This is a genomic window from Streptomyces sp. NPDC026673 (assembly GCF_040638135.1).
In the GTDB taxonomy this organism is placed as follows: Bacteria; Actinomycetota; Actinomycetes; order Streptomycetales; family Streptomycetaceae; genus Actinacidiphila.
Genome location: NZ_JBEZXR010000031.1, coordinates 17,035 through 41,600 on the forward strand (window position 1 = coordinate 17,035; position 24,566 = coordinate 41,600).

The 24,566-nt window shown below is 72.3% G+C and carries 19 protein-coding genes; 14 read left to right on the forward strand and 5 right to left on the reverse strand.

Annotated elements, in window-relative coordinates; genetic code table 11:
• Nucleotides 1-247 precede the first annotated feature (247 nt).
• The 3 genes from AB0F62_RS21480 (at nt 248) to AB0F62_RS21490 (ending at nt 3,733) form a co-directional block, all read left to right on the forward strand.
• The gene (locus tag AB0F62_RS21480; protein WP_361801164.1) at nt 248-913 is read left to right on the forward strand and encodes a phosphoglycerate mutase family protein; all 666 of its coding nucleotides are present in this window, start codon (nt 248-250) and stop codon (nt 911-913) included.
• Nucleotides 914-968: 55 nt separating this feature from the next.
• On the forward strand, nt 969-1,871 hold the full coding sequence (locus tag AB0F62_RS21485) for an ADP-ribosylglycohydrolase family protein (protein ID WP_361801167.1): 903 nt from the start codon (nt 969-971) through the stop codon (nt 1,869-1,871).
• A 398-nt stretch (nt 1,872-2,269) separates the two neighbouring features.
• Nucleotides 2,270-3,733 (forward strand): DUF4173 domain-containing protein, encoded by a 1,464-nt coding sequence (locus tag AB0F62_RS21490; RefSeq protein ID WP_361801170.1) that lies wholly within the window; start codon nt 2,270-2,272, stop codon nt 3,731-3,733.
• A gap of 59 nt (nt 3,734-3,792) precedes the next feature.
• Here AB0F62_RS21490 and AB0F62_RS21495 read toward each other — a convergent pair whose 3' ends face one another.
• On the reverse strand, nt 3,793-5,340 hold the full coding sequence (locus tag AB0F62_RS21495) for an MFS transporter (protein ID WP_361801173.1): 1,548 nt from the start codon (nt 5,338-5,340) through the stop codon (nt 3,793-3,795).
• A gap of 110 nt (nt 5,341-5,450) precedes the next feature.
• Here AB0F62_RS21495 and AB0F62_RS21500 point away from each other — a divergent pair, with 110 nt between their 5' ends.
• From AB0F62_RS21500 to AB0F62_RS21510, 3 genes are all read left to right on the forward strand, one after another.
• Entirely contained in the window at nt 5,451-6,044 is a 594-nt protein-coding gene (locus AB0F62_RS21500) for a TetR/AcrR family transcriptional regulator (protein ID WP_361801176.1), read from the forward strand.
• Between the two features lie 102 nt (nt 6,045-6,146).
• Nucleotides 6,147-6,842 carry a ribonuclease HII gene (locus AB0F62_RS21505; RefSeq protein WP_361801179.1) on the forward strand — a complete coding sequence of 232 codons (696 nt, stop codon included), beginning with the start codon at nt 6,147-6,149 and terminating at the stop codon, nt 6,840-6,842.
• A 59-nt stretch (nt 6,843-6,901) separates the two neighbouring features.
• On the forward strand, nt 6,902-7,555 hold the full coding sequence (locus tag AB0F62_RS21510) for a hypothetical protein (protein ID WP_361801182.1): 654 nt from the start codon (nt 6,902-6,904) through the stop codon (nt 7,553-7,555).
• Here the strand turns inward: AB0F62_RS21510 and AB0F62_RS21515 are convergent, their stop codons facing one another.
• Together AB0F62_RS21515 and AB0F62_RS21520 are read right to left on the reverse strand one after the other, a co-directional pair.
• On the reverse strand, nt 7,556-8,152 hold the full coding sequence (locus AB0F62_RS21515; protein WP_361801185.1) for a hypothetical protein: 597 nt from the start codon (nt 8,150-8,152) through the stop codon (nt 7,556-7,558).
• 197 nt (nt 8,153-8,349) lie between these two features.
• Nucleotides 8,350-10,509 (reverse strand): RecQ family ATP-dependent DNA helicase, encoded by a 2,160-nt coding sequence (locus AB0F62_RS21520; RefSeq protein WP_361801188.1) that lies wholly within the window; start codon nt 10,507-10,509, stop codon nt 8,350-8,352.
• 154 nt (nt 10,510-10,663) lie between these two features.
• On the opposite strand from AB0F62_RS21520, the gene AB0F62_RS21525 reads away from it, so the two are divergent.
• On the forward strand, nt 10,664-11,905 hold the full coding sequence (locus tag AB0F62_RS21525) for a DUF4192 domain-containing protein (protein ID WP_361801191.1): 1,242 nt from the start codon (nt 10,664-10,666) through the stop codon (nt 11,903-11,905).
• On the opposite strand, the gene AB0F62_RS21530 is transcribed toward AB0F62_RS21525, so the two are convergent.
• A complete protein-coding gene (locus AB0F62_RS21530) occupies nt 11,817-13,127 on the reverse strand; it encodes an alpha/beta fold hydrolase (RefSeq protein ID WP_361801348.1) in 1,311 nt (436 codons plus the stop codon). The genes AB0F62_RS21525 and AB0F62_RS21530 overlap by 89 nt on opposite strands.
• A gap of 132 nt (nt 13,128-13,259) precedes the next feature.
• Between AB0F62_RS21530 and AB0F62_RS21535 the strand changes: the two genes are divergently transcribed.
• The 6 genes from AB0F62_RS21535 (at nt 13,260) to AB0F62_RS21560 (ending at nt 21,636) form a co-directional block, all read left to right on the forward strand.
• On the forward strand, nt 13,260-15,239 hold the full coding sequence (locus AB0F62_RS21535) for a glycogen debranching N-terminal domain-containing protein (RefSeq protein WP_361801194.1): 1,980 nt from the start codon (nt 13,260-13,262) through the stop codon (nt 15,237-15,239).
• Nucleotides 15,240-15,359: 120 nt separating this feature from the next.
• Nucleotides 15,360-16,076 carry an NUDIX domain-containing protein gene (locus tag AB0F62_RS21540; protein WP_361801197.1) on the forward strand — a complete coding sequence of 239 codons (717 nt, stop codon included), beginning with the start codon at nt 15,360-15,362 and terminating at the stop codon, nt 16,074-16,076.
• 32 nt (nt 16,077-16,108) lie between these two features.
• Entirely contained in the window at nt 16,109-17,740 is a 1,632-nt protein-coding gene (locus tag AB0F62_RS21545; RefSeq protein ID WP_361801200.1) for an ABC transporter ATP-binding protein, read from the forward strand.
• 38 nt (nt 17,741-17,778) lie between these two features.
• A complete protein-coding gene (locus tag AB0F62_RS21550; RefSeq protein WP_361801203.1) occupies nt 17,779-18,747 on the forward strand; it encodes a FadR/GntR family transcriptional regulator in 969 nt (322 codons plus the stop codon).
• A gap of 317 nt (nt 18,748-19,064) precedes the next feature.
• Nucleotides 19,065-20,636, forward strand: a complete 1,572-nt coding sequence (locus AB0F62_RS21555; protein WP_361801206.1) for an RNA polymerase sigma factor — start codon at nt 19,065-19,067, stop codon at nt 20,634-20,636.
• A gap of 142 nt (nt 20,637-20,778) precedes the next feature.
• The gene (locus tag AB0F62_RS21560) at nt 20,779-21,636 is read left to right on the forward strand and encodes a serine protease (protein WP_361801209.1); all 858 of its coding nucleotides are present in this window, start codon (nt 20,779-20,781) and stop codon (nt 21,634-21,636) included.
• Between the two features lie 78 nt (nt 21,637-21,714).
• Here the strand turns inward: AB0F62_RS21560 and AB0F62_RS21565 are convergent, their stop codons facing one another.
• On the reverse strand, nt 21,715-21,945 hold the full coding sequence (locus AB0F62_RS21565) for a hypothetical protein (protein WP_361801212.1): 231 nt from the start codon (nt 21,943-21,945) through the stop codon (nt 21,715-21,717).
• Nucleotides 21,946-22,369: 424 nt separating this feature from the next.
• On the opposite strand from AB0F62_RS21565, the gene AB0F62_RS21570 reads away from it, so the two are divergent.
• Complete coding sequence (locus AB0F62_RS21570; protein WP_361801215.1) at nt 22,370-24,499, forward strand: DNA topoisomerase IV subunit B; 2,130 nt, start codon at nt 22,370-22,372, stop codon at nt 24,497-24,499.
• The last annotated feature ends 67 nt before the right edge of the window (nt 24,500-24,566 follow it).

Here is a 24,566-nt window from a genome sequence, read left to right on the forward strand (position 1 = left end):
CCTCGGTACACGTCCCGAGCGGGGGCGCGGGCGGGCAGCGGCGGCCGTCCGCGCATGCGGCACCGGGTGCCAGGCCGGACGTGTGCGCCGCGGCCCCCACAGGACGGGCCGCGGAGTGACCGGGCGTACGACCCGGCAGCCCGCCGACGGCCCCACGGGCTCTCGGACGCCCCGGGGCGGTCGCTGCCCCGGGTCCCCGGCGGGGACCGCCGCGCCCGTGTTCGCGCGTACGAATTACAGTGAGGCCATGGCCCGACCGCGTCGCATAGTGCTCATCAGGCACGGAGAATCCCAGGGCAATGCCGACGACACGATCTACGAGCGGGTGCCCGATCACGCGCTGACCCTCACCACCAGGGGAGAAGAGCAGGCCCGCGCGGCGGGTGGGGAACTGCGGGAGCTGTTCGGCGAGGAACGGGTGCAGGCCTTCGTGTCGCCATATCGCCGGACGCATCAGACCTTCCACCTGCTCGGCCTCGACCCGTGCCGCACCCGGGCCAAGGAGGAGCCGCGGCTGCGCGAGCAGGACTGGGGGAACTACCAGGACGCCGAGGACGTGCAGCGCCAGCGCAAGGCAAGGGACGCCTACGGCCACTTCTTCTACCGCTTCGCCCAGGGGGAGTCCGGGGCGGACGTCTACGACCGGGTCGGGGCCTTCCTGGAGACGCTCTACCGCGCCTTCGACAAGCCGGAGTTCCCGCCGAACGTCCTGCTCGTCACCCACGGGCTCACCATGCGGTTGTTCTGCATGCGGTGGTTCCACTGGACGGTCGACGAGTTCGAGTGCCTGTCCAATCCCGACAACGGCGAGACGCGGATGCTGCTGGCCGAGCCCGACGGCCGGTACCGCCTCGACCGGCCTTTCGCCCGCTGGCGGACCGCCGACTCCGACCTGGCGCGATATCACGGGTGAGATTGCGCACAGGAGGATTGACCCGGGTGGCACCGGATGTCAGAGTTCTCCCGCCATGACCGCTGATCCGCTCGACCTCCCTCGCCGCCGCGCGCTCGCCAGCCTGCGCGGACTCGCCCTGGGTGACGCCCTCGGCTCCCAGTTCTTCGTCCCTGCCCACTACCCGGCACTGCAGAGCCGCAGCCTGCCGCCGGGAGTCTGGCAGTGGACGGACGACACCGAGATGGCGTGCTCGGTGGTCGCGGTGCTGGACACGTACGGCGCGATCGACCAGGACGCCCTGGCCGCCTCCTTCGCCGCGCACCACGACTTCGACCGCGGCTACGGGCCCGGGGTGAACCGGATGCTGCGGCTGATCCGGCAGGAGGGCGCCGACTGGCGCACGCTCGCCGCCGAGATGTTCAACGGACAGGGCTCCTGGGGCAACGGAGCCGCCATGCGGGTGGCCCCGCTCGGCGCCTGGTACGCGGGCGAGCCCGAGAAGGCCGCCGAGCAGGCAGAACAGTCGGCGTACACCACCCACCAGCACCGCGAGGCCGTGGTCGGCGCCATGGCGGTCGCGGCCGCCGCCGCGCTCGCCGCGGACCCGGCCGGCTCCACCGGTCCGGCGGAGCTCATCACGCGGGTCGTGACGCTGCTGCCCCGCAGCGCCGTGCACGCCGGGCTGCGCCGAGCCGTGGACATGCTCGACTACGACGACGTCGCCACCGTAGCGGCCGTGCTCGGCAACGGGCGCCGCACCAGCGCGCACGACACCGTCCCCTTCGCCCTGTGGGCCGCCGCCCGCGGCCTGGGCGACTACGAGGGAGCCTTCTGGTCCACCGCCCGCGCGGGCGGGGACGTGGACACCACCTGCGCCATCGTCGGCGGGATCATCGCCGCGGGGCCCGGCGGGGAGCCCCCGCGGGAGTGGCAGGAGCGCTGCGAACCGCTGCCGGAGTGGCTGCCGGCCGACTGAGCGACGCTCTCCGGCCCGGTTTTCCGCGCCGCAATCCTCTGTATTGTCACGGCCCTGTCACAGACCGGCCCCCGGGGCCCGCCCCGCGTATCCGCCGCTGGTCGGCGCCTCTAGCCTGTCGGCCACGCCATCCGGTCGATCTTCGCCGGATGCGCAGTCGAGACCGGTCCCGCGCCGCCGCACCTCCACCGTCGCGCGACCGGCGGGGAGGGGTTCTCATGACCGACAAACCGTCCGATGCCGCGCCGACGAGGCCTGCGCAGGCGCCCCCGCAGGCGCCGTCTCCGAAGCAGGGCCCACCCGTCCACCCGATGCCGCCGTACGCGCGCGTGTGGACGCCGCCGCCCCCGCCTCCGCCGCCCGCGTGGGTGATCGCGAGCCGTGCGAGGACGCCTCGTGTGGTGCGGCCCGCCGTGCTGTGGGCGGCCCTGTTCACCGGAGTGCTGGCCGCGATCCTGCTGCGGGGCGGCCTGGGGATCAATCTCCTGCTGGTCACCGTTCCCGCCGCCGTGGCGGCCGCGGCCGCCGCCCTCGACCACGACCGCCGGCTCAGGCCCTGGACCGCGGTCTGGGCGGTGGCGGGCCTGACGCTGCTGCTGATCCCGGCGCTGCGGGACGCCTGGTGGCCGTCGTTCCTGGCCGTGGTCGCCGCCGCGTTCCTGGGCTCGATGGCGCTGCACGGCGGCCGTCGCTGGCCGGGCGTCCTGTTGGGCGGCACCGGGCTGTGGTTCGCGCCGGTGCCCGCGATCGGCTGGGCGCTGCGAGGGCTGCGCGAGCGGACCACCCATGACCGGCACCGGCTGGTGCCGATGCTGAAGGCCGTCGGTGTGACGGTGGTGCTCCTCGTCGTGTTCGGCGCGCTCTTCGCGGGGGCCGACGCGGCCTTCGCCGACCTGCTGGGCGACCTCACACCGGATGTGACCGTCACCGACGTCCCGCTGCGCGTCCTGCTCTTCTCCGTCGGCGTGCTGTTCGCGCTCTGCGCCGCGTGGACGGCCGCGGCGCCGCGCCGCTGGGACCGGATCGAGGTGAAGCCGGGCCGGGCGCGCCGGCGGGCCGAGTGGGCGCTGCCCCTGGTCGTCCTGGCGGCGCTGTTCGCCGCCTTCAACGCCGTCCAGCTCGCCGTCCTGTTCGGCGGCTACGAGAAGGTGCTCGCCAAGACCGGCCTGACCTACGCGGAGTACGCCCGGCAGGGCTTCTGGCAGTTGCTCGTCGTCACCCTGCTCACCGTCGCGGTCATCGGCCTCGCCCTGCGCTGGGCGCCGCGCGGCACCGACCGCGACCGCCTGCTGGTGCGCTCCGTCCTCGGTGTGATCTGCGTGCTGACCCTGGTCGTCGTCGCCTCGGCGCTGCGCCGCATGGACCTGTACGTCGACGCGTACGGCCTGACCCGGCTGCGGATCTCGGTGGCGGGGGTGGAGCTGTGGCTCGGGCTGCTGATCGTCCTCGTCATGGCGGCCGGAGGGTTCGGCGCGCGGTGGCTGCCCCGCGCCGTTGTGGTGAGCGCCGCGGCCGCCGTCCTCGCCTTCGGCCTGGTGTCGCCCGACGCGCTCATCGCCCGGCAGCAGGTGAGCCGCTACGAGAACAGCGGGAAGATCGACCTGGCGTATCTGCGGAACCTCTCGGCCGACGCGGTCCAGGAACTGGACCGGCTCCCGGAGCCCCAGCGCTCCTGCGCCCTGGAGAAGATCGTGGACCATCTCTACGAGGACGAGACCGAGGCGTGGTTCACCACCAGCCTGGGCGAGGTCCGGGCACGGTCGCTGCTCGACGAGCGCCCGCCGTCGACCGATGTCCGGCCGTGCGAGGCGGCGGGTCTCGAGGGCTTCTACGACGAGTGGCGCGACCCGCTGGTCCCGTGACGTGACACGCCGTGTGCCGCCGCCCCGGCCTCCCCTCGGACCGGGCGGCGGCGCCGCCGTCAGGCCGCGGGCACGCCCGCGGTCCCGCTGAGCGCCTCCAGGTCGCTCTTCCGTACCCGGATCACGAAGACCGCGGTGACCAGCGCCAGCACGACCAGCCCCACGGCCGCGTAGAACGCGGTGGAGATGCCGTGCGCCAGGACCTCGTGCCCCCATGGCGGCGGCAGTTCGTGCGTCCGCTGGAAGGCGGCCTGCTGCTTCGGCGTGGCGTGCGCGAGGAAGTCCGGGACGAGACCGGTGGCCTTGTCGCGGCTCGCGGTGCCGAACACCGTCACCAGGATGGACAACCCGAGTGAACCGCCCACCTGCTGCATCGCGTTGAGGAGTCCGGAGGCGGCCCCGGCTTCGTGCTGGGCGACGCCGGAGACGGCTGTCAGGGTCAGCGTGACGAAGTTCAGGCCCATGCCGAAGCCGAAGAGCAGCATGGGGCCGAGCACCCCGCCCGCGTAGCTGCTGCCGGGGTCGATCAGGGTCAGCCACGCCATCCCGGAACCGGTCAGGGCCGAGCCGGCCACCAGGAACGGCTTCGGTCCGAGCACCGGCAGGAAGCGCGTCGACAGCCCGGCCCCGGTCACGATGGCGACGGTGACCGGCAGGAAGGCGAAGCCCGCGGCGATGGCGCTGTAGCCGAGCACGTTCTGCACGAAGATGACGATGAAGAAGAACATGCCGAACATGGCCGCGGCCAGGCTCAGCATCATCACGTAGGTGCCCGAACGATTGCGGTCCGCGAACATCCTGAGCGGGGTGATCGGCTCCCGTGCCCGCCGCTCGATGGCCACGAACGAGGCGAGGAGCACGACCGCCGCCCCGAAGGACGAGAGGGTGAGCACGTCCCGCCAGCCCTCGGAGGCGGCGCGGATGAAACCGTAGACCAGCGAGGCCATGCCGAGCGTCGAGGTGACGGCGCCGGCGATGTCGAACCGCCCCGGATGCCGCTCCGACTCGTTGATGAACCTCGGCGCGAGGAAGGCGATCAGCAGACCGATGGGCACGTTGACGAAGAGCACCCAGCGCCAGTCGAGCCAGTCGGTGAGCATGCCGCCCGCCAGCAGGCCCACGGCGCCACCGCCGGCGGAGACCGCGGCGAACACGCCGAAGGCGCGGTTGCGCTCCGGGCCCTCGGGAAAGTTGGTGGTGATGAGGGCGAGCGAGGTGGGCGAGGCGATCGCGCCGCCGACGCCCTGCAGGGAGCGCGCGGCGAGCAGTTGCCAGGGCTCCTGGGCGAAGCCTCCGAGGAGGGATGCGAGGGAGAACAGCAGGATGCCGAAGACGAACACCCGGCGCCGTCCCAGGATGTCGCCGGCCCGCCCGCCGAGCAGCAGCAGGCCGCCGAAGGTGAGCGTGTAGGCGTTCAGTACCCAGGACAGATCGGTGGTGGAGAAGGAGAGCGCGTTCTGGATGTGCGGGAGCGCGATGTTCACGATCGTGGCGTCCAGCACGACCATGAGCTGGCAGGCCGCGATCACCGCGAGTGCGATGCCCGGCCTGCCGCCGCCTCGCGCGGCGCCGGGCTTTCGTGGTGAGGTGAGTTGCTCAGTCGTCACGAGGTCCCCCAGTCGGTGACTTAGTGAACGGTCGCGTTCACTGTGTACGACACTAGAGTGACGGTCGTAGTGAACGCAAGCGTTCACTGAAGAGCGAATGAGAAGGTGGCATGGCCATGTCGCAGGGAGCGGGAACCCGCCGTCGCGGGCCCGTTCTGGAGCGGGCGATCCTCGGGGCCGCCCTGGAGCAGCTGAGCACGGTGGGCTGGCGAGGGCTGACCATGGAAGGCGTCGCCGCCGGCGCCCAGACCGGCAAGGCGGCCGTCTACCGCCGCTGGCCGTCCAAACAGGCCCTGGTCGCCGACGCCCTGCAGACGGCCTTCCCCGAGGTCCCCGACGTGCCGGACCTCGGCGCCCTCCGGGACGACCTGGTCTTCCTCGTACTGCGGATGCGCGAGGCGATGTACTCGCGCGGCGGGCTCGCCCTGCGCTCGGTGATCGACGAGTGCGACCAGGAGGCCGCCCACTGCTTCGTGCGGCTGATCATGGAGGGGGTCGTCGAACCGACCAAGCAGCGCATCCTGGACGTCGTACGGCGGGGCATCGAGCGCGGGGAGGTGCGGCCCGACGCCACCGGCGACATCGTCGCCGACGTCGTGCCCGCGCTGATGATGTACCGGTCCAAGATCGGCGGACGGGAGATCACCGAGGAGGACCTGATCGAGGTCGTCGACCAGGTGATGGTGCCGCTGCTGCGCCCGTGACGCGGTCGCGGGGCCCCGCGCGGTCGGGGCCGGAGTCCTCGGCGGAGCTTTCCGGACCTCCTCCCGGGAGGGCCGACACGGGAGCGTAGGGTAAGCCTTGCCATGGTCCACGAACCTCCCACCCACACCGTCGAGCGCTCGCTGCGCGCCACCCTCGGCGTCAAGGTCGTCGCCGGAGTCGACGAAGTCGGACGGGGCGCCTGGGCCGGGCCCGTCACCGTGTGCGCGGCCGTCACCGGCCTGCGGCGGCCGCCCGACGGCCTCACGGACTCCAAGCTCATCACCGTCAGGCGCCGTACCGAACTCGCCGAGGTGCTCACCGGATGGGTGAACTCCTACGCGCTCGGTCACTCCTCCCCCGAGGAGATCGACGAGCTCGGGATGACGGCGGCGCTCCGGCTCGCCGCCACCCGTGCACTGGAGGCGCTGCCGGTGCGGCCGGACGCGGTGATACTCGACGGCAAGCACGACTACCTCGGCGGCCCGTGGCGCGTGCGCACGGTCATCAAGGGCGACCGCTCGTGCGTGGCCGTGGCGGCCGCGTCCGTGATCGCCAAGGTGCGGCGGGACGCGATGATGGCGGAACTGGGCGTCGACTATGCTCCGTTCGGCTTCGAGGCCAATGCCGGGTACCCTTCGCCGGTGCACCGGGCGGCACTGGAGGAGCTGGGGCCCACCCCCCTCCACCGGCTGTCCTGGGCATATCTCGATACGCTGCCGCGTTGGCAGCACTTGAAGAAGGTCCGGGAGATCGTGGAGGCGGGGGAGACGGGTGAGCAACTCGGGTTCGACTTCTGAGCCGAGTTGTGACCTACCCGCCGCTGCGTTGTTCCGGCGCATTTGATAGACATCAGCACATGCCTCTCACCCCCGAGGAGCCTCAGATTCACGAGAGTGTCCCGGGTCCCCGCGTAGCCCCGGCCGCCGGCCGGTCCGCGTCGACCCCCCGCCCCGTACCGGGCCCCGGCCCTCGTCCCGCGCCTCCGCGTCCCGCGCCGCCGCGTGGCGCTCCGGCGGCGAACGCCCGTCCCGGCCGTCCCGGCCCGGCCCGCGGGCCCGTCGTGCCCCCGCAGCAGCGCTCGCCGCGGGACGCCGAGGCCGCGCCCCCCGTCCCCGTCGGTTCGTCGGCGCAGATCCAGCTCATCCCCGCCTCGGTGGACGGCGCGCTCGACGCCGCCGACGAGGCCGTCGACCTGCTGCTCGACAGCGGGCGGGCGCCGGGTGAGGTCCTGGTGCTCACCACCGGCGAGCAGCACCCGTGGGCGGCCCACGAGCTGAGCTTCGGCGAAGCGTCCTACTGGGCCCAGCACGACGCCGGCGACGACGTGTTCTACGCCGAGCACGACGCCGACCGCGTCAAGGGCCGCCCCGTGGTGGTCGTGGCCGTCAACGGCGGATCCGACGAGGCCGTGGCGCGTCTGCTTCCCTCGGTGATGGCGCAGGCCGGAGCCCTGCTGATCGTCTGCGGCGACCCGCAGCGGATCAACGCGCTGCTCGGCGCCAACGCCTGATCAACGCGCCGCCGCGCGGCGCAGGGGCGGCGTCCCACTGGGACGCAGGCTCGCTGCGCCGCGGCTCGTGGCCGTCCAGGAGGTCGCGTTCGGCGTCCGCCCGGTACGGTCCTCGCCCTGTACCCGCCAGCCGTCCTCGGTCAGCGTGATGTACGAACCGGGGCGCAGCCCGTACAGGGAGCAGGCGTCGCGCAGTCCCCACATCCAGGCGCCGTCCACCTCGGTCCAGCCCGCGTCACCGTCCCGGCAGACGAGCAGGACCGCGGTCCGCACCGGCCTGCGGCGCCGGAGGTCGTCCGCGGTGACCCGGCGCAGGTGGGAGAGGATCGCGTTGCGCCGCTCCCAGCCGTCGGTGACTCCGGGGCGCTGCGCGAAGGACGCGCTGGCCGTCAGCCGTCCGTCGGGGGAGTAGACCGCGACCACGGCGGTGCCCGGCGCCGGGAGGTGGCGCGTGTGGAGGTCGGTGACCACCTCGCGCGGGTTGATGAGGAGCGGGATGCCGGCGGCGGTCCATTCCGACGGCTCGACGGTGCGATGGCGTCCGGCACGGCGGGAGGAAGTCACGGAAGTGGTTTCCGGAGCGAAGCCGATGGCCACGGTCCTCCCTTCGGGTATGCGTCCGCGACCGGGCGTGCGCGGGCATGCCGGTCGTAGGGCTCGAAGAGCCGGTGCGGGGATCCGACTTCAATTGTTCCTGTCGCACACGCGGGCGGCAACGGTCATTTTGTCGACCTGTCTGTTATCTGACCCTCCGCCGCATAGATCCCGTCTCCATCTCACATGGTGACTACCGGTCAGCCCTGCACGGCCAGGACCAGCGGAAACACCGCGGTAACGCCGGCACGGCGCAACAGCCGTGCCGCGACGGCCACGGTCCACCCGGTTTCGGTGAAGTCGTCGACCAGCAGGACCGGGCCCGGGGCCGAGGCCAGGGCGCCGGAAAGGCCCGGTGGGACGGTGAACGCCCCGTGCAGCGCCCGCAGTCGCTGTGCGCTGTTGCTGCGCGGCACCCGCGAGGGTTCCAGGTCTCCGCTGTGCGCGACCTCACCGAGCAGCGGCATGCGGCCGACCTCCGCGATGCGCGCGCCCAGCGACGCGATGAGCTGCGGCCGGGTGTGCGAGGCGACGGTCACCACGCCGACGGGGCGCTGCGGGGCGTCGGGCCCACCGCTCGCCCAGCCGCCCGGGCCCTTCGCCCAGTCGGCCAGCACCTGCACCACGGCCTGCGCCACGTCGTCCGGGACGGGGCCGTCCGTCGCGTTGGCGGCGAACAGCGGGCGCAGCCGGTTGCCCCAGCCGATGTCCGAGAGCCGCCCCAGGGCCCGCCCGGTCGCGGCCTGTTCGCCGGACGGGATCCGACCCTTGAGGTCGATGCCGATCGCCGGCAGACCGGTCGGCCACATACGGCGGGGCTCGACCTCGACACCGGGGCGCCCGAGGGCCGCCCGCGCCGCCTCCAGGGCCTCACGGGAGACGTCCTCGCCGAAACGTGCCCCCGCGCAGTTGTCACAGCGGCCGCAGGGGGCGGCCTGCTCGTCGTCGAGCTGGCGGCGCAGATACTCCATGCGGCACGCGGTGGTCGTGGCGTACTCCCGCATCGCCTGCTGTTCCGCCGTGCGCTGCCGTTCGACCCAGGCGTACCGCTCGGTGTCGTATGTCCAGGGCTGCCCGGTGGCCGTCCAACCCCCGCGCACCCTCCGCACCGCGCCGTCCACGTCGAGGACCTTGAGCATGGTCTCCAGCCGGTTGCGGCGCAGATCCACCCGGGCCTCGAGTGCGGGCACCGACACCGGGCCCTCCGCGGCGCCCAGCGTCTCCAGGGTGCGCCGCACCTGCTCCTCGCGGGGGAAGGCGAGCGAGGCGAAGTAGCGCCAGATCGCCTCGTCCTCGGGCCCGGGGAGCAGCAGCACCTCCGCGTGGTCGACGCCGCGTCCGGCGCGGCCGACCTGCTGGTAGTAGGCGATGGGGGAGGAGGGCGAGCCCAGGTGCACCACGAAGCCGAGATCCGGCTTGTCGAAGCCCATGCCCAGCGCGGAGGTGGCGACCAGGGCCTTGACCTCGTTGTTCAGCAGCGCGGCCTCGGCGGCCCGGCGGTCGGCGTCCTCGGTGCGTCCCGAGTACGCGGCGACCCGATGGCCGCGCTGCCGCAGGAAGGCGGTGACCTCCTCGGCGGCCGCCACCGTGAGGGTGTAGACGATGCCGGAGCCCGGGAGGTCGCCGATGTGGTCGGCGAGCCAGGCGAGCCGGTGGGCGGCGTCGGGCATGCGCAGCACTCCGAGTGAGAGGCTCTCGCGCTCCAGCGGCCCCCGCAGCACCAGGGCGCCCTCGTGGTCCCCGGTCCCCAACTGCTCGGCGACGTCGGCCGTCACGCGCGCGTTGGCGGTGGCGGTCGTGGCCAGCACGGGCACGCCCGGGGCCAGATCGGCGAGCATGGTGCGCAACCGGCGGTAGTCGGGCCGGAAGTCGTGGCCCCAGTCGGAGATGCAGTGGGCCTCGTCGACGACGAGCAGGCCGGTCGTGGCGGCGAGTTTGGGCAGCACCTGGTCCCGGAAGTCGGGGTTGTTGAGCCGCTCCGGGCTGACCAGCAGGACGTCGACCTCGCCCGAGGCGACCTCGGCCTGCACGGTGTCCCACTCCTCGGGGTTGGCCGAGTTGATCGTACGGGCCCGGATGCCCGCGCGGTCGGCGGCGTCGATCTGGTTGCGCATCAGCGCCAGCAGCGGGGAGACGATCACGGTGGGACCGCTGCCGCGCTCGCGGAGCAGCGCCGTGGCCACGAAGTACACGGCCGACTTGCCCCAGCCCGTGCGCTGGACCACCAGGGCCCGGCGCCCGTGCGCGACCAGCGCCTCGACGGCGCGCCACTGGTCCTCGCGCAGGCGTGCGGTGCCCGTCGGGTCCCCGACGAGCCGGCTGAGGATCGTGTCGGCGGCGGTGCGCAGTGCGGTGGTCATGGCTCCATGCAACCCGATGGCACCGACACCGCGCCAACCGCGCCGAGTGAGCCTGTGGACAACCTGGTGTCGTTCATTGTGATGATATGCGCGAGTTATCCACAGGTTTCGAAGGGGCCTGGCGGAGATCCACGCCGTACGGGACCTTCGGATCATGACTCAGCACACCGAATCCCCCCGCCCCTCGGACGACCCCAAGGTCACGCTGCGCAGCCCGGCCGAACTCGCCGCCGCGCTTCCGTACCTCTGCGGTTTCCACCCCGACGACAGCATTCTCATGATCGCCCTGCACGGCGAGCGCGGCCGCTTCGGCGGCCGGGCCCGGCTGGGCATTCCCGGGGACGCCGGCGAGTGGCCCGGTGCGGCCCAGCAACTGGCCGAGTGCCTCGTGCGCGGCAGTGAGCAGCGCAGCGCCCGGCCCGACGCGATCGTGCTCTTCCTCGTGCAGGACCCCGCGCCCGGCGAGACCCCGCAGCAGGTCATGGAGCGGCTGCGCCCTCTGGCGCAACGGCTGCGGATTTCCTGCGGCACCCTTGACGTTCCCGTTGTCGAGGCACTGTGCGTCTCCGCCGGCCGCTGGTGGTCCTATTGCTGCCCGGATTCGGAGGCGTTCCCGCCGGAGGGCATCGGGATCGCGCGGTCCGGCGATTCCGTGATGGCCGCGGCGGCCGCCTACGCGGGCCTGCGGATCAGCGGGTCCCTCAAGGAGATGGAGGACCGCCTCACCCCGCCGCCGCCCGGCGTACCGGCGTCCGCGGCCCGCGGTGACGCCCTGGACGCGGCGGCCGCCGCGCTCGTTCCCCGCATGCTGGAGCGCGACGACTCCGAGGAAGTGCGGCGCACCACCCTGCGCCTGCTGCGGGAGGCGCTCGAGCGCTTCCGCGCCGCCACCCCGGTCGGCGACGGCCCGGACGCCGACCGCGACGACGACGCGCTGCTGGACGACGCCGAGGCCGCCACGATGATCCTGGGCCTGCAGGACCGCACAACCCGGGACGAGGCCGCCGAGTGGATGGACCCGCCCCACACCGACCCCGCGATGCGCCTGTGGCGGGCCCTCGCCCGGCGTTGCGTCGAGCCCTACCACGAGCACGCCGCGGCGCCCCTGACCCTCGCCGGCTGGGTGGCCTGGTCCGCCGGGGACGAGGCGTCGGCACGTGTGGCCTTCGGTCGTGCCCTGCACCTCGCCCCCGACTACACCTTCGCCCGGCTGCTGCACGCGGCCGTCAACAACGGGCTCTCGCCCGAGCCGCTGCGCCGCTACCTGCGCCGGCAGAGCATCGCGCGGGCCCGCCGCGCCGCCCTCTTCACAACTCGCCGCGGACCAGTTGGATCAGCCGGTCGAGGACCCGGCCGCCGCTCACCCGGAGCCCGTCGTGCTCGTACTCGTCGGTGACCCAGGTGCGCAGGCCCCGCACCGAGCGCGCCGTGACCAGCGAGTCGGCCGCGTCGACGTACATGTCGTCGTGGTAGACGGCCGCCGCCACCGGCACTTCGTTCCGCGCCAACTGCTGCGGGTCGTAGAGGTCCGGCCACTCCTCGTGCTGCGCGAGGTGGTGCGCCGTCTCGCGCAGCGGTGCCAGCGCCGGATCCGTGGCGAACATCCACGGGTAGATCATCTCGCCGGTCAGCAGCACCGGCGCGTCGTCCGCCAGCGGCTTGTCGACGTCGAACTGCGGGAATTCGGCCCGGACGGACTCGGCGGCCCAGCCGGTGGCCCGCGGGGACACCGAACGCTGTCCGTAGATCGACTCGTGCAGCACCGCGTAGAGCGGATTGCCGGCGAAGGACAGATGGCCTTGGACCTCGGCGAGGAAGGAGTCGGAGAGCTGGTGGCCGGATCCGCCGGCCACGAAGGCGTCCTCGAGCAGGTAGTGCAGCGCGTGCGAACCGGTGCCGGTGCCGAGCAGTATGCCGGTGGCCTGGAAGGCCTCCGCGGTCAGCAGACCGCCGCCCGGCAGCCTGACCTCGCGCTCGCGCAGGTGCCGCACGATCGAGCGGACCGTCTCGACGTCCTCCGGATAACGCGCGTAATGCGCCGCGGTCTTCCGCTCCACACGGGGATAGGCGGCCCGGTAGACGTCCTGCGCGGTGCTGCGCAGGCCGGCGAGTCCGCCGGTCACGAAGGCCTCGCGCACGCCCTCGGGGGCGTAGGAGAGGTAGGTGAGCGTGCAGAAGCCGCCGTAGCTCTGGCCGAGCAGGCTCCACTGGCCGTCCTCGCCCTGGAGTTCACGGCGAATCAGCTCGCAGTCGCGGACGATCGAGTCGGCCCGGAAGTGCTCCAGATACCGGGCCTGGGCGGACGCGTCCCCGCGCAGCGGCAGGGTCTGCCGGTTCGCGGGGGTGGAGCGGCCGGTGCCGCGCTGGTCGAGCAGCAGCACCCGGTAGTCGTCCAGCGCCCGGGTCAGCCAGCTGTCGCGGCCCAGCGGCCGCGGTGCCCGGCCGCCCGGCCCACCCTGCAGGAACAGCAGCCAGGGCAGCGGATCTCGTTCCTTGCCGGCGGCCACGACCTCCCGTGCGTACACCTCGATCCGCTCACCGCCCGGGGCCGCGTGGTCGAGCGGCACCTGGAAGGTGTGATCGGTGATGACGGTTCCCGGCTGGCGGTAGACGGCCATGGCTCTCTTTCCGGTCATACGGACGGCTTCTCGATCAGGAACGGTAGACGGCGCGTGACCCGAGTGCCCACACGGCCGTTCTCGTGGGTAGTGGCGGCAGCGCCCGAGCGACCGAGTCGACGAGGAGATGGCATGAGCCCGCAGCCGGCCAACCGGCCGTCCCGGCAGGACCGGGGGCCGCAGCCGGTGCACGACGCGGTGATCTGCGTCGCCGCCCCGGCGCTCGCGGTCTCGGCGGAGCACGGACAGCTGTACGGAAGCGGTCTCGACGGCTTCTATCAGGGCGGCCGCCGGGTGCTGGCCCGCTGCGAGGTCCGTGTCGCCGGAGGGCCGCCGGTCCCCGTGCAGGGCGGGCTGGTCACCGCCGGGCGCGCGCGGTTCACCGCGGTCGCCCGCGTTCCCGGCGACACGGCCCCCGATCCCGCCCTCACCGTCGAGCGGCTTCGCACGGCGGGTGGCACCGAGCGCATCACGGTGCACAACACCGGCTCCCGGGCGCTGCGCATCCCGTTGGAGGTGGCCCTGGCGACCGACCTGGCCGAACTGGCGGCGATCGCCGCTGGTTCCTCCGGGCCCGAGCTGCAGCCCAGTGTCTGCGACGCCGGGCTGCTCTGGTCGGGAGAGGGCGTACGGGCCCGGGTCACCGCCGTGCCGGCGCCCGAGAGCGCCATGGCCTCGGCGGGGCTGCTGTGCTGGGAGCTGGCGCTGCCCGCGGGGGCATCTCGCACCATCGAGCTGCGCGCGACGCTGGAGCCCGCCGTGGCCGGAGTGAACGGGGGTTCCGCCCCGGCGGTCCCCGTGCCCTGGTCGGCGGCGGAACTCCGCTGCGGTGACGGCAGGGGGGAGGCGCTGCTGCGCACCGCCCTCGACGATCTGCGGGCACTGCTGCTGCGCGACCCGGGGCATCCGCTGGACGTCCATGTGGCGGCCGGCGCCCCCTGGCGGCTCGGGCCCGCCCCGGCCGACGCCCTCTGGGCGGCACGCATGATGCTGCCGCTGGGTACCCGCCTGGCGGCCGGCACGCTGAGGGCCTTCGCCCGCCGCCAGGACCAGGAGACGGGAGGCATGCCGGGCCCGCTGCGGCACGCCGGCCCCCATCTGCCGCCCACCTGCTCCGGAGTGGAGGCCGGGCTGCTCTTCGTCACGCTGCTCGCCGAAGCCCGCCGGTGGGGACTTCCGGATCGGGACGCCGAGCAGCTCCTGCCGGCCGCCGAACGCAGCCTGCGGTGGCTGCGGTCCGTCGCGGGGGAGGGCGGTTACATCCCCGACCCTGTGCCCGGCGGCCCTCTGCGCTGCGACGTGCAGGCACACGCCCACCGCGCCATGCTGCACGGTGCCGATCTGCTGGACGCCCACGGCCGCCCGGGCGCGGAGGAGTGGCGGGAGCGAGCCGAGGCCATGCGCCGGAGGTTCCGGGAGGACTTCTGGCTGGACGACTCCGCCGGAGGCGGCCCTGCCGCCGCGCTCACCCCCGACGGCAGACCGGTGCCGCACCTGGGCTCGGCCGCCGCCCATCTGCTGGACACCGGCCTGCTCGGTGGCTGCGAGCTCGCCCCCGGCCTGCTGGACAAGGTGCAGACGGAGCAGCTCGCCCGCCTCCTCGCGGCTCCCGAACTCGACTCTGGATGGGGCCTGCGCACGCTGTCCGCCAGGGCTCCCGGTTACAACCCCTTCGGCCATCGCGGCGGGGCGGTCCGCGTCCATGAGACGGCGGTCGCGGTCGCAGGCCTGGCCGCCGGTGGTCATGAGCGCGAGGCCGCCGCACTGCTGCTGGGTGTCCTGGACGCGGCCGTCGCGTTCGGCCACCGCCTTCCCGAGATGTACGCGGGCGAACAGCGCGACGAATCCCGCCGTCCCGCCCCCCACCCGACGGCTTCGCGGCCCGCCGCCGTGGCCGCCGCCGGGGCCGTCCATCTGCTGATGGCGCTGGCCGGGATCCGCCCCGACGCCCCCGAGCGGATCGTGGCCGTGCGCCCCCTGGCGAACACCCCGCTCGGTGATCTGAGCCTCGTCGGCCTGCGGGTGGCCGAGGAGCCCTTCTCGCTGCGGGTCGGGCCATCCGGGACGGCCGTGATCGAGGAGGCCGCCCCCGGGCTCCAACTGGGCACCTGACCGGCCGGCCGGCACCGGCCGAGGAGCCGCCGTCCCGGCATCGAACAACAGGCCGAAAGGGGGTCGCGTCATCCCGTCAACCTGCTGTTTATCGTCAGGCAGACGACTATGATCGCGGGCATGGCGCCCTACGATCCGTCAGCTTTCCCGCCCTTCGCCGTCACTGTCGATCTCGTTGTGCTCACAGTGCGCAGCCACGCCCTGTGCGCCCTCGCGGTCCGCCGCGGTGAACCGCCCTATCAGGGCCGGTGGGCACTGCCCGGCGGCTTCGTACGGGGCGACGAGGACCTGTCCGAGGCGGCCGCCCGCGAACTCGAAGAGGAGACGGGGCTGCGCGCCGGCAGCGGCGTCCACCTCGAGCAGTTGGCCACCTACGGCGACCCCAAGCGCGACCCGCGCATGCGCGTGGTGAGCGTCGCCCATCTCGTGCTCGCCCCCGACCTGCCGGCGCCCCGCGCCGGCGGCGACGCGCACAGCGCCCGCTGGGCCCCCGTCGACGAACTGCTGCGCAACGGGGACGAGGGCGCCCTCGCCTTCGATCACGCCCGCATCCTGGCCGACGGCGTGGAGCGCGCCCGCTCCAAGCTCGAGTACTCGGCACTGGCCACCGCCTTCTGTCCGCCCGAGTTCACCGTCGGCGAGCTGCGCCGGGTCTACGAGGCGGTGTGGGGCGTTGCCCTCGATCCGCGCAACTTCCACCGCAAGGTGACCGGCACGGTCGGCTTCCTCGTCCCCAGCGGCGGCACGACGACCCGTCAGGGCGGCCGTCCCGCACAGCTGTTCCGCGCCGGGGGTGCAACCATCCTCAATCCGCCCATGTTGCGACCAGAGGTGTAATTTCCGGGTCATTTGCGCGTTATGGTGCAAGAGTGATCCAGGCCATCGGATTGACCAGCGCGTCCCGGGGCGAAGAACCCCCTGCCGTCGACGACCTCACCTTCGACGCCCGCCCCGGCGAGATCACCGTCCTGCTCGGCGACGGCGGTGCCGGCAAGTCCACCGCACTGCGACTCATGCTCGAACTCGAACCGGGGCGCGGCATCACGCTGTTCGGCGGCCGCCCCCTGCACCGCCACACCCACCCGGCCAACGCGGTGGGCGTCCTCCTCGGCGACGTCCCCGGCCATCCCGGACGGACCGCGCGCGGGCACCTGCGCATGCTCGCCGCCGCGGCGGGGGCGCCCGCCGAACGCGCCGACCAGGTCCTGGAGATCGTGGGCCTGCGTGAGACGGCCGGCCGCCGCCTGGCGACCTTCTCCCTCGGCATGGACCGCCGCCTCGGTGTCGCCGCGGCACTGCTCGGCGACCCGCCCGCGCTGCTTCTCGACGATCCCGCGCAGGGACTCTCCCCGCACGACATCGCCTGGTTGTACGGCCTGCTCAAGGCCTACGCCGCGCGCGGCGGCACCGTCGTGCTGACCTGCGCCGACCCCAGGTCGGCGAGCCGGCTCGCCGACCGGATCGTCACCCTCGACAAGGGCCGGCTCGTCGCCGACCAGTCCGCCGACGAGTTCGGCCGCCGCCGGCTGCGCCCCTACGTGGCCGTCCAGTCCCCCCAGGCCGAACGCCTGGGCCTGCTGCTGACCGACGACGAGACCGAGGTCACCCACGAGAGCGGCAGCCGCATCCGCGTCCACGGCGCCACCACCGCGCAGGTCGGCGAGACGGCCTTCCGGCACGGCATCCTGCTGCACCGCCTCGCGGACGAGATCGCCGACACCGGCGTGCCGGAGTCGCCTCACGGCGACCGTGACCGGTCCGCCGTGCCCCTGGCGGCGGCTCGCGCGGCCGTGCCGCCCGCCGGCCCCGCCCGGCCCGTCCGCTACGAACTGCGGCGCCTCACCGGCATCCGGGGCCCCTGGCTCATCACCGCCGCCTCCGTCCTGGCCTCCGGGCTCGCCACCCTGGTGCTGCTGCGCACCGGGCACCACGCCTTCTCCCTGCGCCTGCTGAGCGGCTGGTCGCACTCCCTGCCGCTGCCGCCCGCCGCGTTGGGCGGCGGTCTCCTCGGTGCGCTCGCCTACGGCCAGGAGTTCCGCTATCCCGCGCTGGCGCCCGCGAACGCGCCCGTGCCCCGCCAACTCCGACTGCTGCTCGCCAAACTCGTCGTCAACGGATCCGCGGCCGTGCTGATCGCCCTGGCGGGAGCCGCTCTCGGTGTCGTCGCGACGCGCCTCGAACTCGGACCGGCCGGCGTGCCCTCGCCGTTCGCCCTGGCGTCCGTCGTGGCGACCTGGGCGGGCCTCGCGCTCGTCTGCTGCTGGGCAGGCGTGCTGGCGGCGGGGGTGTTCCGGACTACGGCGCTGGGGCTGGCCGGCGTTCTCGCGGTTCCCCTGCTGGTGGCCCCGCTGGTCAGGCGGGCGGCGTCCGCCCCGGCGATCGACGCGGCCCTCCTGGCGACCCAACCGGTGCGGTATTCCTTCGCTTTGTCGCTGCTCGCTCTCTTGTGTGCCTATGTGGCAACGGTCTTGCGCCGGAGAAACCCCATTTCCTTCCGATAAAGCGTCAATTATCAGGTGATGAGTGCTCACCCTTTCGTGTGCTTTTCAGGAAAGCCCTCAAGGCCTCCGGCGCCATCGCCGACAAAGGATGCGTGAGTACCCTTGCGCACACCATGATGACCGCGGCCCGCCCCGCCGACTCCAGTCTCGGCGGCGGGGACCTCGACCGCTATCCGTACGCCGACGCCCCCGCCGGCTCCCCCCTCGACCGACCGGGAGGCTCGCCCTCCTGGGACGGCGGCGACGCCGACATGGGCCGGGTCGGCCGCCGGACCGCCGGGAGCCGTGGCCGCGGGCTGCACGGCCAACTCGTCCAGCAACTCGGCCAGATGATCGTCTCCGGCGATCTCGGGGCCGACCGCCCGCTCGTCCCCGAGGAGATCGGCCAGCGTTTCGAGGTCTCCCGTACCGTCGTCCGCGAATCGCTGCGGGTGCTGGAGGCCAAGGGCCTCGTCAGCGCCCGGCCCAACGTCGGTACCCGGGTCCGCCCGGTCAGCGACTGGAACCTGCTCGACCCCGACATCATCGAATGGCGCGCCTTCGGCCCGCAGCGCGACGACCAGCGCCGCGAGCTGTTCGAACTGCGCTGGACGATCGAGCCGCTCGCCGCCCGCCTCGCCGCGGGACACGGCCGCGAGGACGTTCAGCAGCGGCTCGTCGACATGACCGACATCATGGCCCATGCCGTGGCCCAGGGTGACGGCCTCACCTTCTCCCGGGCGGACGCCGAGTTCCACGCCCTGCTGCTCCAGGTCGCGGGCAACCGCATGCTGGAGCACCTGTCCGGCATCGTCTCCTCCGCCCTTCAGGTCTCCGGCGGCCCCGTCACCGGCTGCGAGCGCCCCGGTGAGCACTCGGTGGCCCTGCACACGCGGGTCGTCGAGGCGCTGGCCGCCTCCGACGGTGCCGAGGCGGAGACCGCGATGCGCCAACTGCTCGCCGTCCACCCCGACGCGGGTCCCGGCGGTTCCCCCGACCATGTGGTCCCCGCCCCACGCGAGCACTGACCGTCCCCACCCGGTACGAGACGGCATCGACTTCCGCCGCCGGCCCACGCCCTCCGGGCCCGGCGGCGGAGCCGTCCGCCGTCTCCGCCGTACCCATTCGTCCGCACGCGGTCGTCCGGTGTACGGAGAGTGTCCTGGTGTCGACCGTTTGGTGCCGATCCGGGGTGTGACTCGGACCACGTAGGGCCGGGCGTAACGCTCTCGGCGGCAGCGCGATGACCTAAGAGGTGGCGGCCGTGCGAGGAATATCCGCGACGAACATGACGCTGAGTTGCTGAGCGGTTCCCACCGTAGTCGTTTTCCATCGTTCCGAGAGGTTGTTCGTGTCGGCCAGCACATCCCGTACGCTCCCGCCGGAGATCGCCGAGTCCGAGTCTCTGATGGCGCTCATCGAGCGGGGTAAGGCTCAGGGTCAGATCGCCGGCGACGACGTGCGCCGAGCCTTCGAAGCGGACCAGATCCCGGCAACCCAGTGGAAGAACGTTCTGCGCAGCCTCAACCAGGTCCTCGACGAGGAGGGTGTGACGCTGATGGTGAGTGCCGCCGAGGCGCCCAAGCGCACCCGTAAGAGCGTCGCAGCCAAGAGCCCGGCGAAGCGTACTGCCACCAAAACCGTCGCCACCAAGGCCGCCCCGGTCAAGAAGACCGTCGCGGCCAAGGCCACCACGGCCCCCGCCCCCGGCATGGCGGCGGAGTCCGTGGCCGAGCCGGAGGACGAGGCCGTGGCACCCGCGAAGAAGGCCGTCGCCAAGAAGACTGCGGCGAAGAAGACCACCGCGACCGCCAAGAAGACCGCGGCGAAGAAGACCACCGCCGCCAAGACCAAGAAGGACGACGAGCTCGTCGAGGGCGAGGAGCTCCTCGAGGACGTCGCCCCCGGCAAGGACGAGGACGTTCCGGCCGAGACCGAGGCGGAGAGCTTTGTGCTGTCCGACGAGGACGAGGACGACGCGCCCGCGCAGCAGGTCGCCGCGGCCGGCGCCACCGCCGACCCGGTCAAGGACTACCTGAAGCAGATCGGCAAGGTCCCGCTGCTCAACGCGGAGCAGGAGGTGGAGCTCGCCAAGCGCATCGAGGCCGGTCTGTTCGCCGAGGACAAGCTGGCCCAGGCCGACAAGCTCGCCCCGAAGCTCAAGCGCGAGCTGGAGATCATCGCCGAGGACGGCCGCTGGGCCAAGAACCACCTCCTGGAGGCCAACCTCCGTCTGGTGGTCTCGCTGGCCAAGCGCTACACCGGCCGCGGCATGCTCTTCCTGGACCTGATCCAGGAGGGCAACCTCGGTCTGATCCGCGCGGTCGAGAAGTTCGACTACACCAAGGGCTTCAAGTTCTCGACCTACGCGACCTGGTGGATCCGCCAGGCGATCACCCGCGCGATGGCCGACCAGGCCCGCACCATCCGTATCCCGGTGCACATGGTCGAGGTCATCAACAAGCTGGCTCGCGTCCAGCGCCAGATGCTCCAGGACCTGGGCCGCGAGCCCACCCCGGAGGAGCTGGCCAAGGAACTCGACATGACCCCCGAGAAGGTCATCGAGGTCCAGAAGTACGGCCGTGAGCCCATCTCGCTGCACACCCCGCTCGGCGAGGACGGCGACAGCGAGTTCGGTGACCTCATCGAGGACTCCGAGGCGGTCGTCCCGGCGGACGCGGTCAGCTTCACGCTGCTGCAGGAGCAGCTGCACTCGGTGCTCGACACGCTCAGTGAGCGCGAGGCGGGCGTGGTCTCCATGCGCTTCGGCCTCACCGACGGTCAGCCGAAGACGCTGGACGAGATCGGCAAGGTGTACGGGGTCACCCGTGAGCGCATCCGCCAGATCGAGTCCAAGACCATGTCCAAGCTGCGGCATCCGTCGCGTTCCCAGGTGCTCCGCGACTACCTGGACTGATCCGGCAGACGCCCGGACGGGCCCGTGACCGCCATCGGCGGCCGCGGGCCCGTCGGCTTTTCCGGACAGTTCTCCGGATGCGGGTGTCGCCCGGCCGGGTCACTGTGGGTGCTCTGGGCATTCCGGACGGTGAGGAGAATGCATGCGTTCCTCGATCCGCACGCTGATCGGCGGGCTCATAGCCGGGTCTGCGCTCGCGCTGTCGCTGCCGGCTTCCGCCACCGCCGCGGCGGTGGGGTACGCCCCCGGCGCCCCGGGCGCCGACAACGGTGTCATAGGCGGCACGCCGGTCACCACGGAGCAGTATCCGTGGGCGGTGATCCTGTCGAGCCGGTCCCGCTATGGAGAGGGCCGCTCGGGGCAGTTCTGCGGCGGAGCACTCGTCGGGCCGAACACCGTGGTCAGCGCGGCGCACTGCTTCAGCCCGACCGCGCTGGGCGGCGACTGGAGCCAGGTGCCCGATCTGCGCATCATCGCCGGACGGACGGATCTCGCCGGCTCGCAGGGCGCGGAGGTGCCGGTCCGCAAGGTCTGGGTCAATCCCGCGTACGACCCGACGACGAACAGCGGTGACGTGGCGGTCGTCACAACGGCCGAGCCGTTCCCCGCGGGGAGCGCGATACGCATGGCGGCGCCCGGGGACACGGCGCCGTACGAGGCCGGTACGCCGGCGCAGGTCTTCGGCTGGGGGGACACGGCGGGCCTGGGAACCTACTCGAACATCCTGATGGCGGCGAACGTCTCGGTACTCGCCGACTCGGTCTGTGAGCAGGCCTATCCGGGCAGTGCGGAAGGCACGTACCAGAGGAGCGGCATGGTGTGCGCCGGCGATCTCGCCGGAGGGCACGACTCGTGCCAGGGGGACAGCGGCGGTCCGCTGGTGGCGGACGGGCGGCTGATAGGGCTGGTGTCCTGGGGCGCGGGATGCGCGCAGGCGGGCCACCCCGGTGTCTACACCCGGGTCTCCGCCGTGGCGGGACTGGTCAGCCGGCATTCATGACGTGGAGCGGACAAGCCGACGGGCGGCCCTCCACGAGGAGGGCCGCCCGTCTTCGAGAGCTCGTCGCAGTGCTACGCGTCAGCGTTCGTCATCGCTCGCGACGGCCGGCGTGGCGGTGAGCCGGCCGGTCTCGTCCTGTATTTCCGCAGCGATCTTCTTCAACTCGGGCTCGAACTTCCGCCCGTGGTGCGCGCAGAAGAGCAGCTCGCCGCCACTGATGAGGACGACGCGCAGGTAGGCCTGGGCGCCGCAACGGTCGCAGCGGTCCGCCGCAGTCAGCGGGCTCGCGGGGGTCAGAACTGTAGTCACGTCGCCTCTTCTCTAGCTCGACGAGCTGTCGTACCAGGGTCAACATCCAACCAGGCCGAAACTGTTCCCGCTCAGGTCTTTTCCTTGGAAACTGTTGTTGTAGCGGCCGGATGCTACCGATTGGCGGCGAATGATCCTCTGGCGTCTTATCTGTCGGCTTCGGGTCGTTCTGGCAGATCTGGTCAGATTGTTCAGTTGTCTCCCCCCGGCCCTGCGGCCGGTTGTTGAGGAGGACGTGCCCCGAGCCTAAATGGTTCATGCCTCCAGGGGAACGTGACATGTGTATCACTCAAACGAGGGATCGAACGTACCTTCGATAACGGGCTAGCATGGTGCCCATACCGGGTCGCGGCGAAACGGCCGCGCGTGACCTCGGTACCCTCTCACCGATACGGCTGAAGAACTTCATCGAGGAGACGTTCGCGTGACCGCCGAGACATCCGTGCCGTCCACCGCGTTGCTGACCGGTGCAGATCGTGACGGCTCCAACTACACCGCGCGACATCTGCTTGTGCTCGAGGGTCTCGAAGCGGTCCGCAAGCGCCCTGGCATGTACATCGGTTCGACCGACAGCCGCGGCCTCATGCACTGCCTGTGGGAGATCATCGACAACTCGGTGGACGAGGCCCTGGGCGGCCACTGCGACCACATCGAGGTCATCCTCCACGACGACGCCTCCGTCGAGGTACGGGACAACGGCCGCGGCATCCCCGTCGACGTCGAGCCCAAGACCGGTCTGTCCGGCGTCGAGGTCGTCATGACCAAGCTGCACGCCGGCGGCAAGTTCGGCGGTGGCTCCTACGCCGCCTCCGGCGGTCTGCACGGCGTCGGCGCCTCCGTCGTCAACGCGCTCTCCGCGCGGCTGGACGTCGAGGTCGACCGCGGCGGACACACGCACGCGATCAGCTTCCGCCGCGGGGTCCCCGGCGGCTTCGCCAAGGCCGGCCCCGAGGCGCCCTTCGAGCCGGGCAACGGGCTGGACAAGGTCAAGAAGGTGCCGCGCGCGCGGACCGGCACCCGCGTCCGCTACTGGGCGGACCGCCAGATCTTCCTCAAGGACGCCAAGCTCTCGCTGGACACCCTCCACCAGCGCGCCCGCCAGACCGCGTTCCTGGTCCCCGGGCTCACGATCGTCGTCCGCGACGAGCGCCCCGACAACGGCTCCGAGGACGGCAAGCCGGTCGAGGACACCTTCCACTTCGACGGCGGCATCAGCGAGTTCGCCGAGTACCTCACCCCCGACAAGCCGATCTGCGACGTGCTGCGGCTGACCGGCAGCGGCACCTTCAAGGAGACCGTCCCGGTCCTCGACGACCGCGGTCACATGACCCCCACCGAGGTCACCCGCGAGCTCGGCGTCGACGTCGCCCTGCGCTGGGGCACCGGGTACGACAGCACGCTGCGCTCCTTCGTGAACATCATCGCCACCCCCAAGGGCGGCACCCATGTGCGCGGCTTCGAGGGCGCCGTCACCCGGACCTTCAACGAGGTGCTGCGCGCCACCAAGATGCTGCGCGTCGCCGAGGACGACATCGTCAAGGACGACGCCCTGGAGGGCCTGACCGCGGTCGTCACGGTCCGTCTCGCCGAGCCGCAGTTCGAGGGGCAGACCAAGGAGGTGCTCGGCACCTCGGCGGCCAACCGCATCGTGGCCAATGTGGTCTCCCGCGAGCTCAAGGCCTTCCTCACCTCCACCAAGCGGGACGACAAGCAGCAGGCGCGCGCCGTCCTGGAGAAGGCGGTGGCCGCCGCCCGCACCCGGATCGCCGCCCGCCAGCACAAGGACGCCCAGCGCCGGAAGACCGCTCTGGAGTCCTCCTCGCTCCCCGCCAAGCTGGCCGACTGCCGCAGCGACGACGTGGACCGCAGCGAACTCTTCATCGTCGAGGGCGACTCGGCGCTGGGCACCGCCAAGCTCGCACGGAACTCGGAGTTCCAGGCGCTGCTCCCGATCCGGGGCAAGATCCTCAACGTCCAGAAGTCCTCGGTCACGGACATGCTGAAGAACGCCGAGTGCGGCGCCATCATCCAGGTCATAGGAGCCGGCTCGGGCCGCACCTTCGACATCGACCAGGCCCGCTACGGCAAGATCATCATGATGACGGACGCCGATGTCGACGGCAGCCACATCCGCTGTCTGCTGCTGACGCTCTTCCAGCGCTACATGAGGCCCATGGTCGAGGCCGGCCGGGTCTTCGCCGCCGTGCCGCCGCTGCACCGGGTGGAGCTCGTCAACCCCCGCAAGGGCCAGGACAAGTACGTCTACACGTACTCGGACCGGGAGCTGCGCGAGACGCTGCTGGAGTTCGAGCGCAAGGGCATCCGCTACAAGGACTCCATCCAGCGCTACAAGGGTCTCGGCGAGATGGACGCCGACCAGCTGGCCGAGACCACGATGGACCCGCGCCACCGCACCCTGCGCCGCATCAACATCAGCGACCTCGAAGGCGCGGAGCTCGCCTTCGACCTGCTGATGGGCAACGAGGTCGCGCCCCGCCGCGAGTTCATCGCCAACTCCGCCGCCACACTCGACCGTTCCCGGATCGACGCCTGACGGACCGCGTCACGCACACCGGCGCCCCCGCGGTCATCCGGCCGCGGGGGCGCCGGCGTTTCCCCAC

Coding starts and splice junctions, on each gene's coding strand:
- AB0F62_RS21500 (WP_361801176.1), top strand. CDS start 5,451: ATGGCCATGTCGCAGGGAGCGGGAACCCGCCGTCGCGGGCCCGTTCTG.
- AB0F62_RS21480 (WP_361801164.1), top strand. CDS start 248: ATGGCCCGACCGCGTCGCATAGTGCTCATCAGGCACGGAGAATCCCAG.
- AB0F62_RS21560 (WP_361801209.1), top strand. CDS start 20,779: ATGCGTTCCTCGATCCGCACGCTGATCGGCGGGCTCATAGCCGGGTCT.
- AB0F62_RS21510 (WP_361801182.1), top strand. CDS start 6,902: ATGCCTCTCACCCCCGAGGAGCCTCAGATTCACGAGAGTGTCCCGGGT.
- AB0F62_RS21540 (WP_361801197.1), top strand. CDS start 15,360: ATGGCGCCCTACGATCCGTCAGCTTTCCCGCCCTTCGCCGTCACTGTC.
- AB0F62_RS21520 (WP_361801188.1), bottom strand. CDS start 10,509: ATGACCACCGCACTGCGCACCGCCGCCGACACGATCCTCAGCCGGCTC.
- AB0F62_RS21530 (WP_361801348.1), bottom strand. CDS start 13,127: ATGGCCGTCTACCGCCAGCCGGGAACCGTCATCACCGATCACACCTTC.
- AB0F62_RS21525 (WP_361801191.1), top strand. CDS start 10,664: ATGACTCAGCACACCGAATCCCCCCGCCCCTCGGACGACCCCAAGGTC.
- AB0F62_RS21535 (WP_361801194.1), top strand. CDS start 13,260: ATGAGCCCGCAGCCGGCCAACCGGCCGTCCCGGCAGGACCGGGGGCCG.
- AB0F62_RS21485 (WP_361801167.1), top strand. CDS start 969: ATGACCGCTGATCCGCTCGACCTCCCTCGCCGCCGCGCGCTCGCCAGC.
- AB0F62_RS21505 (WP_361801179.1), top strand. CDS start 6,147: ATGGTCCACGAACCTCCCACCCACACCGTCGAGCGCTCGCTGCGCGCC.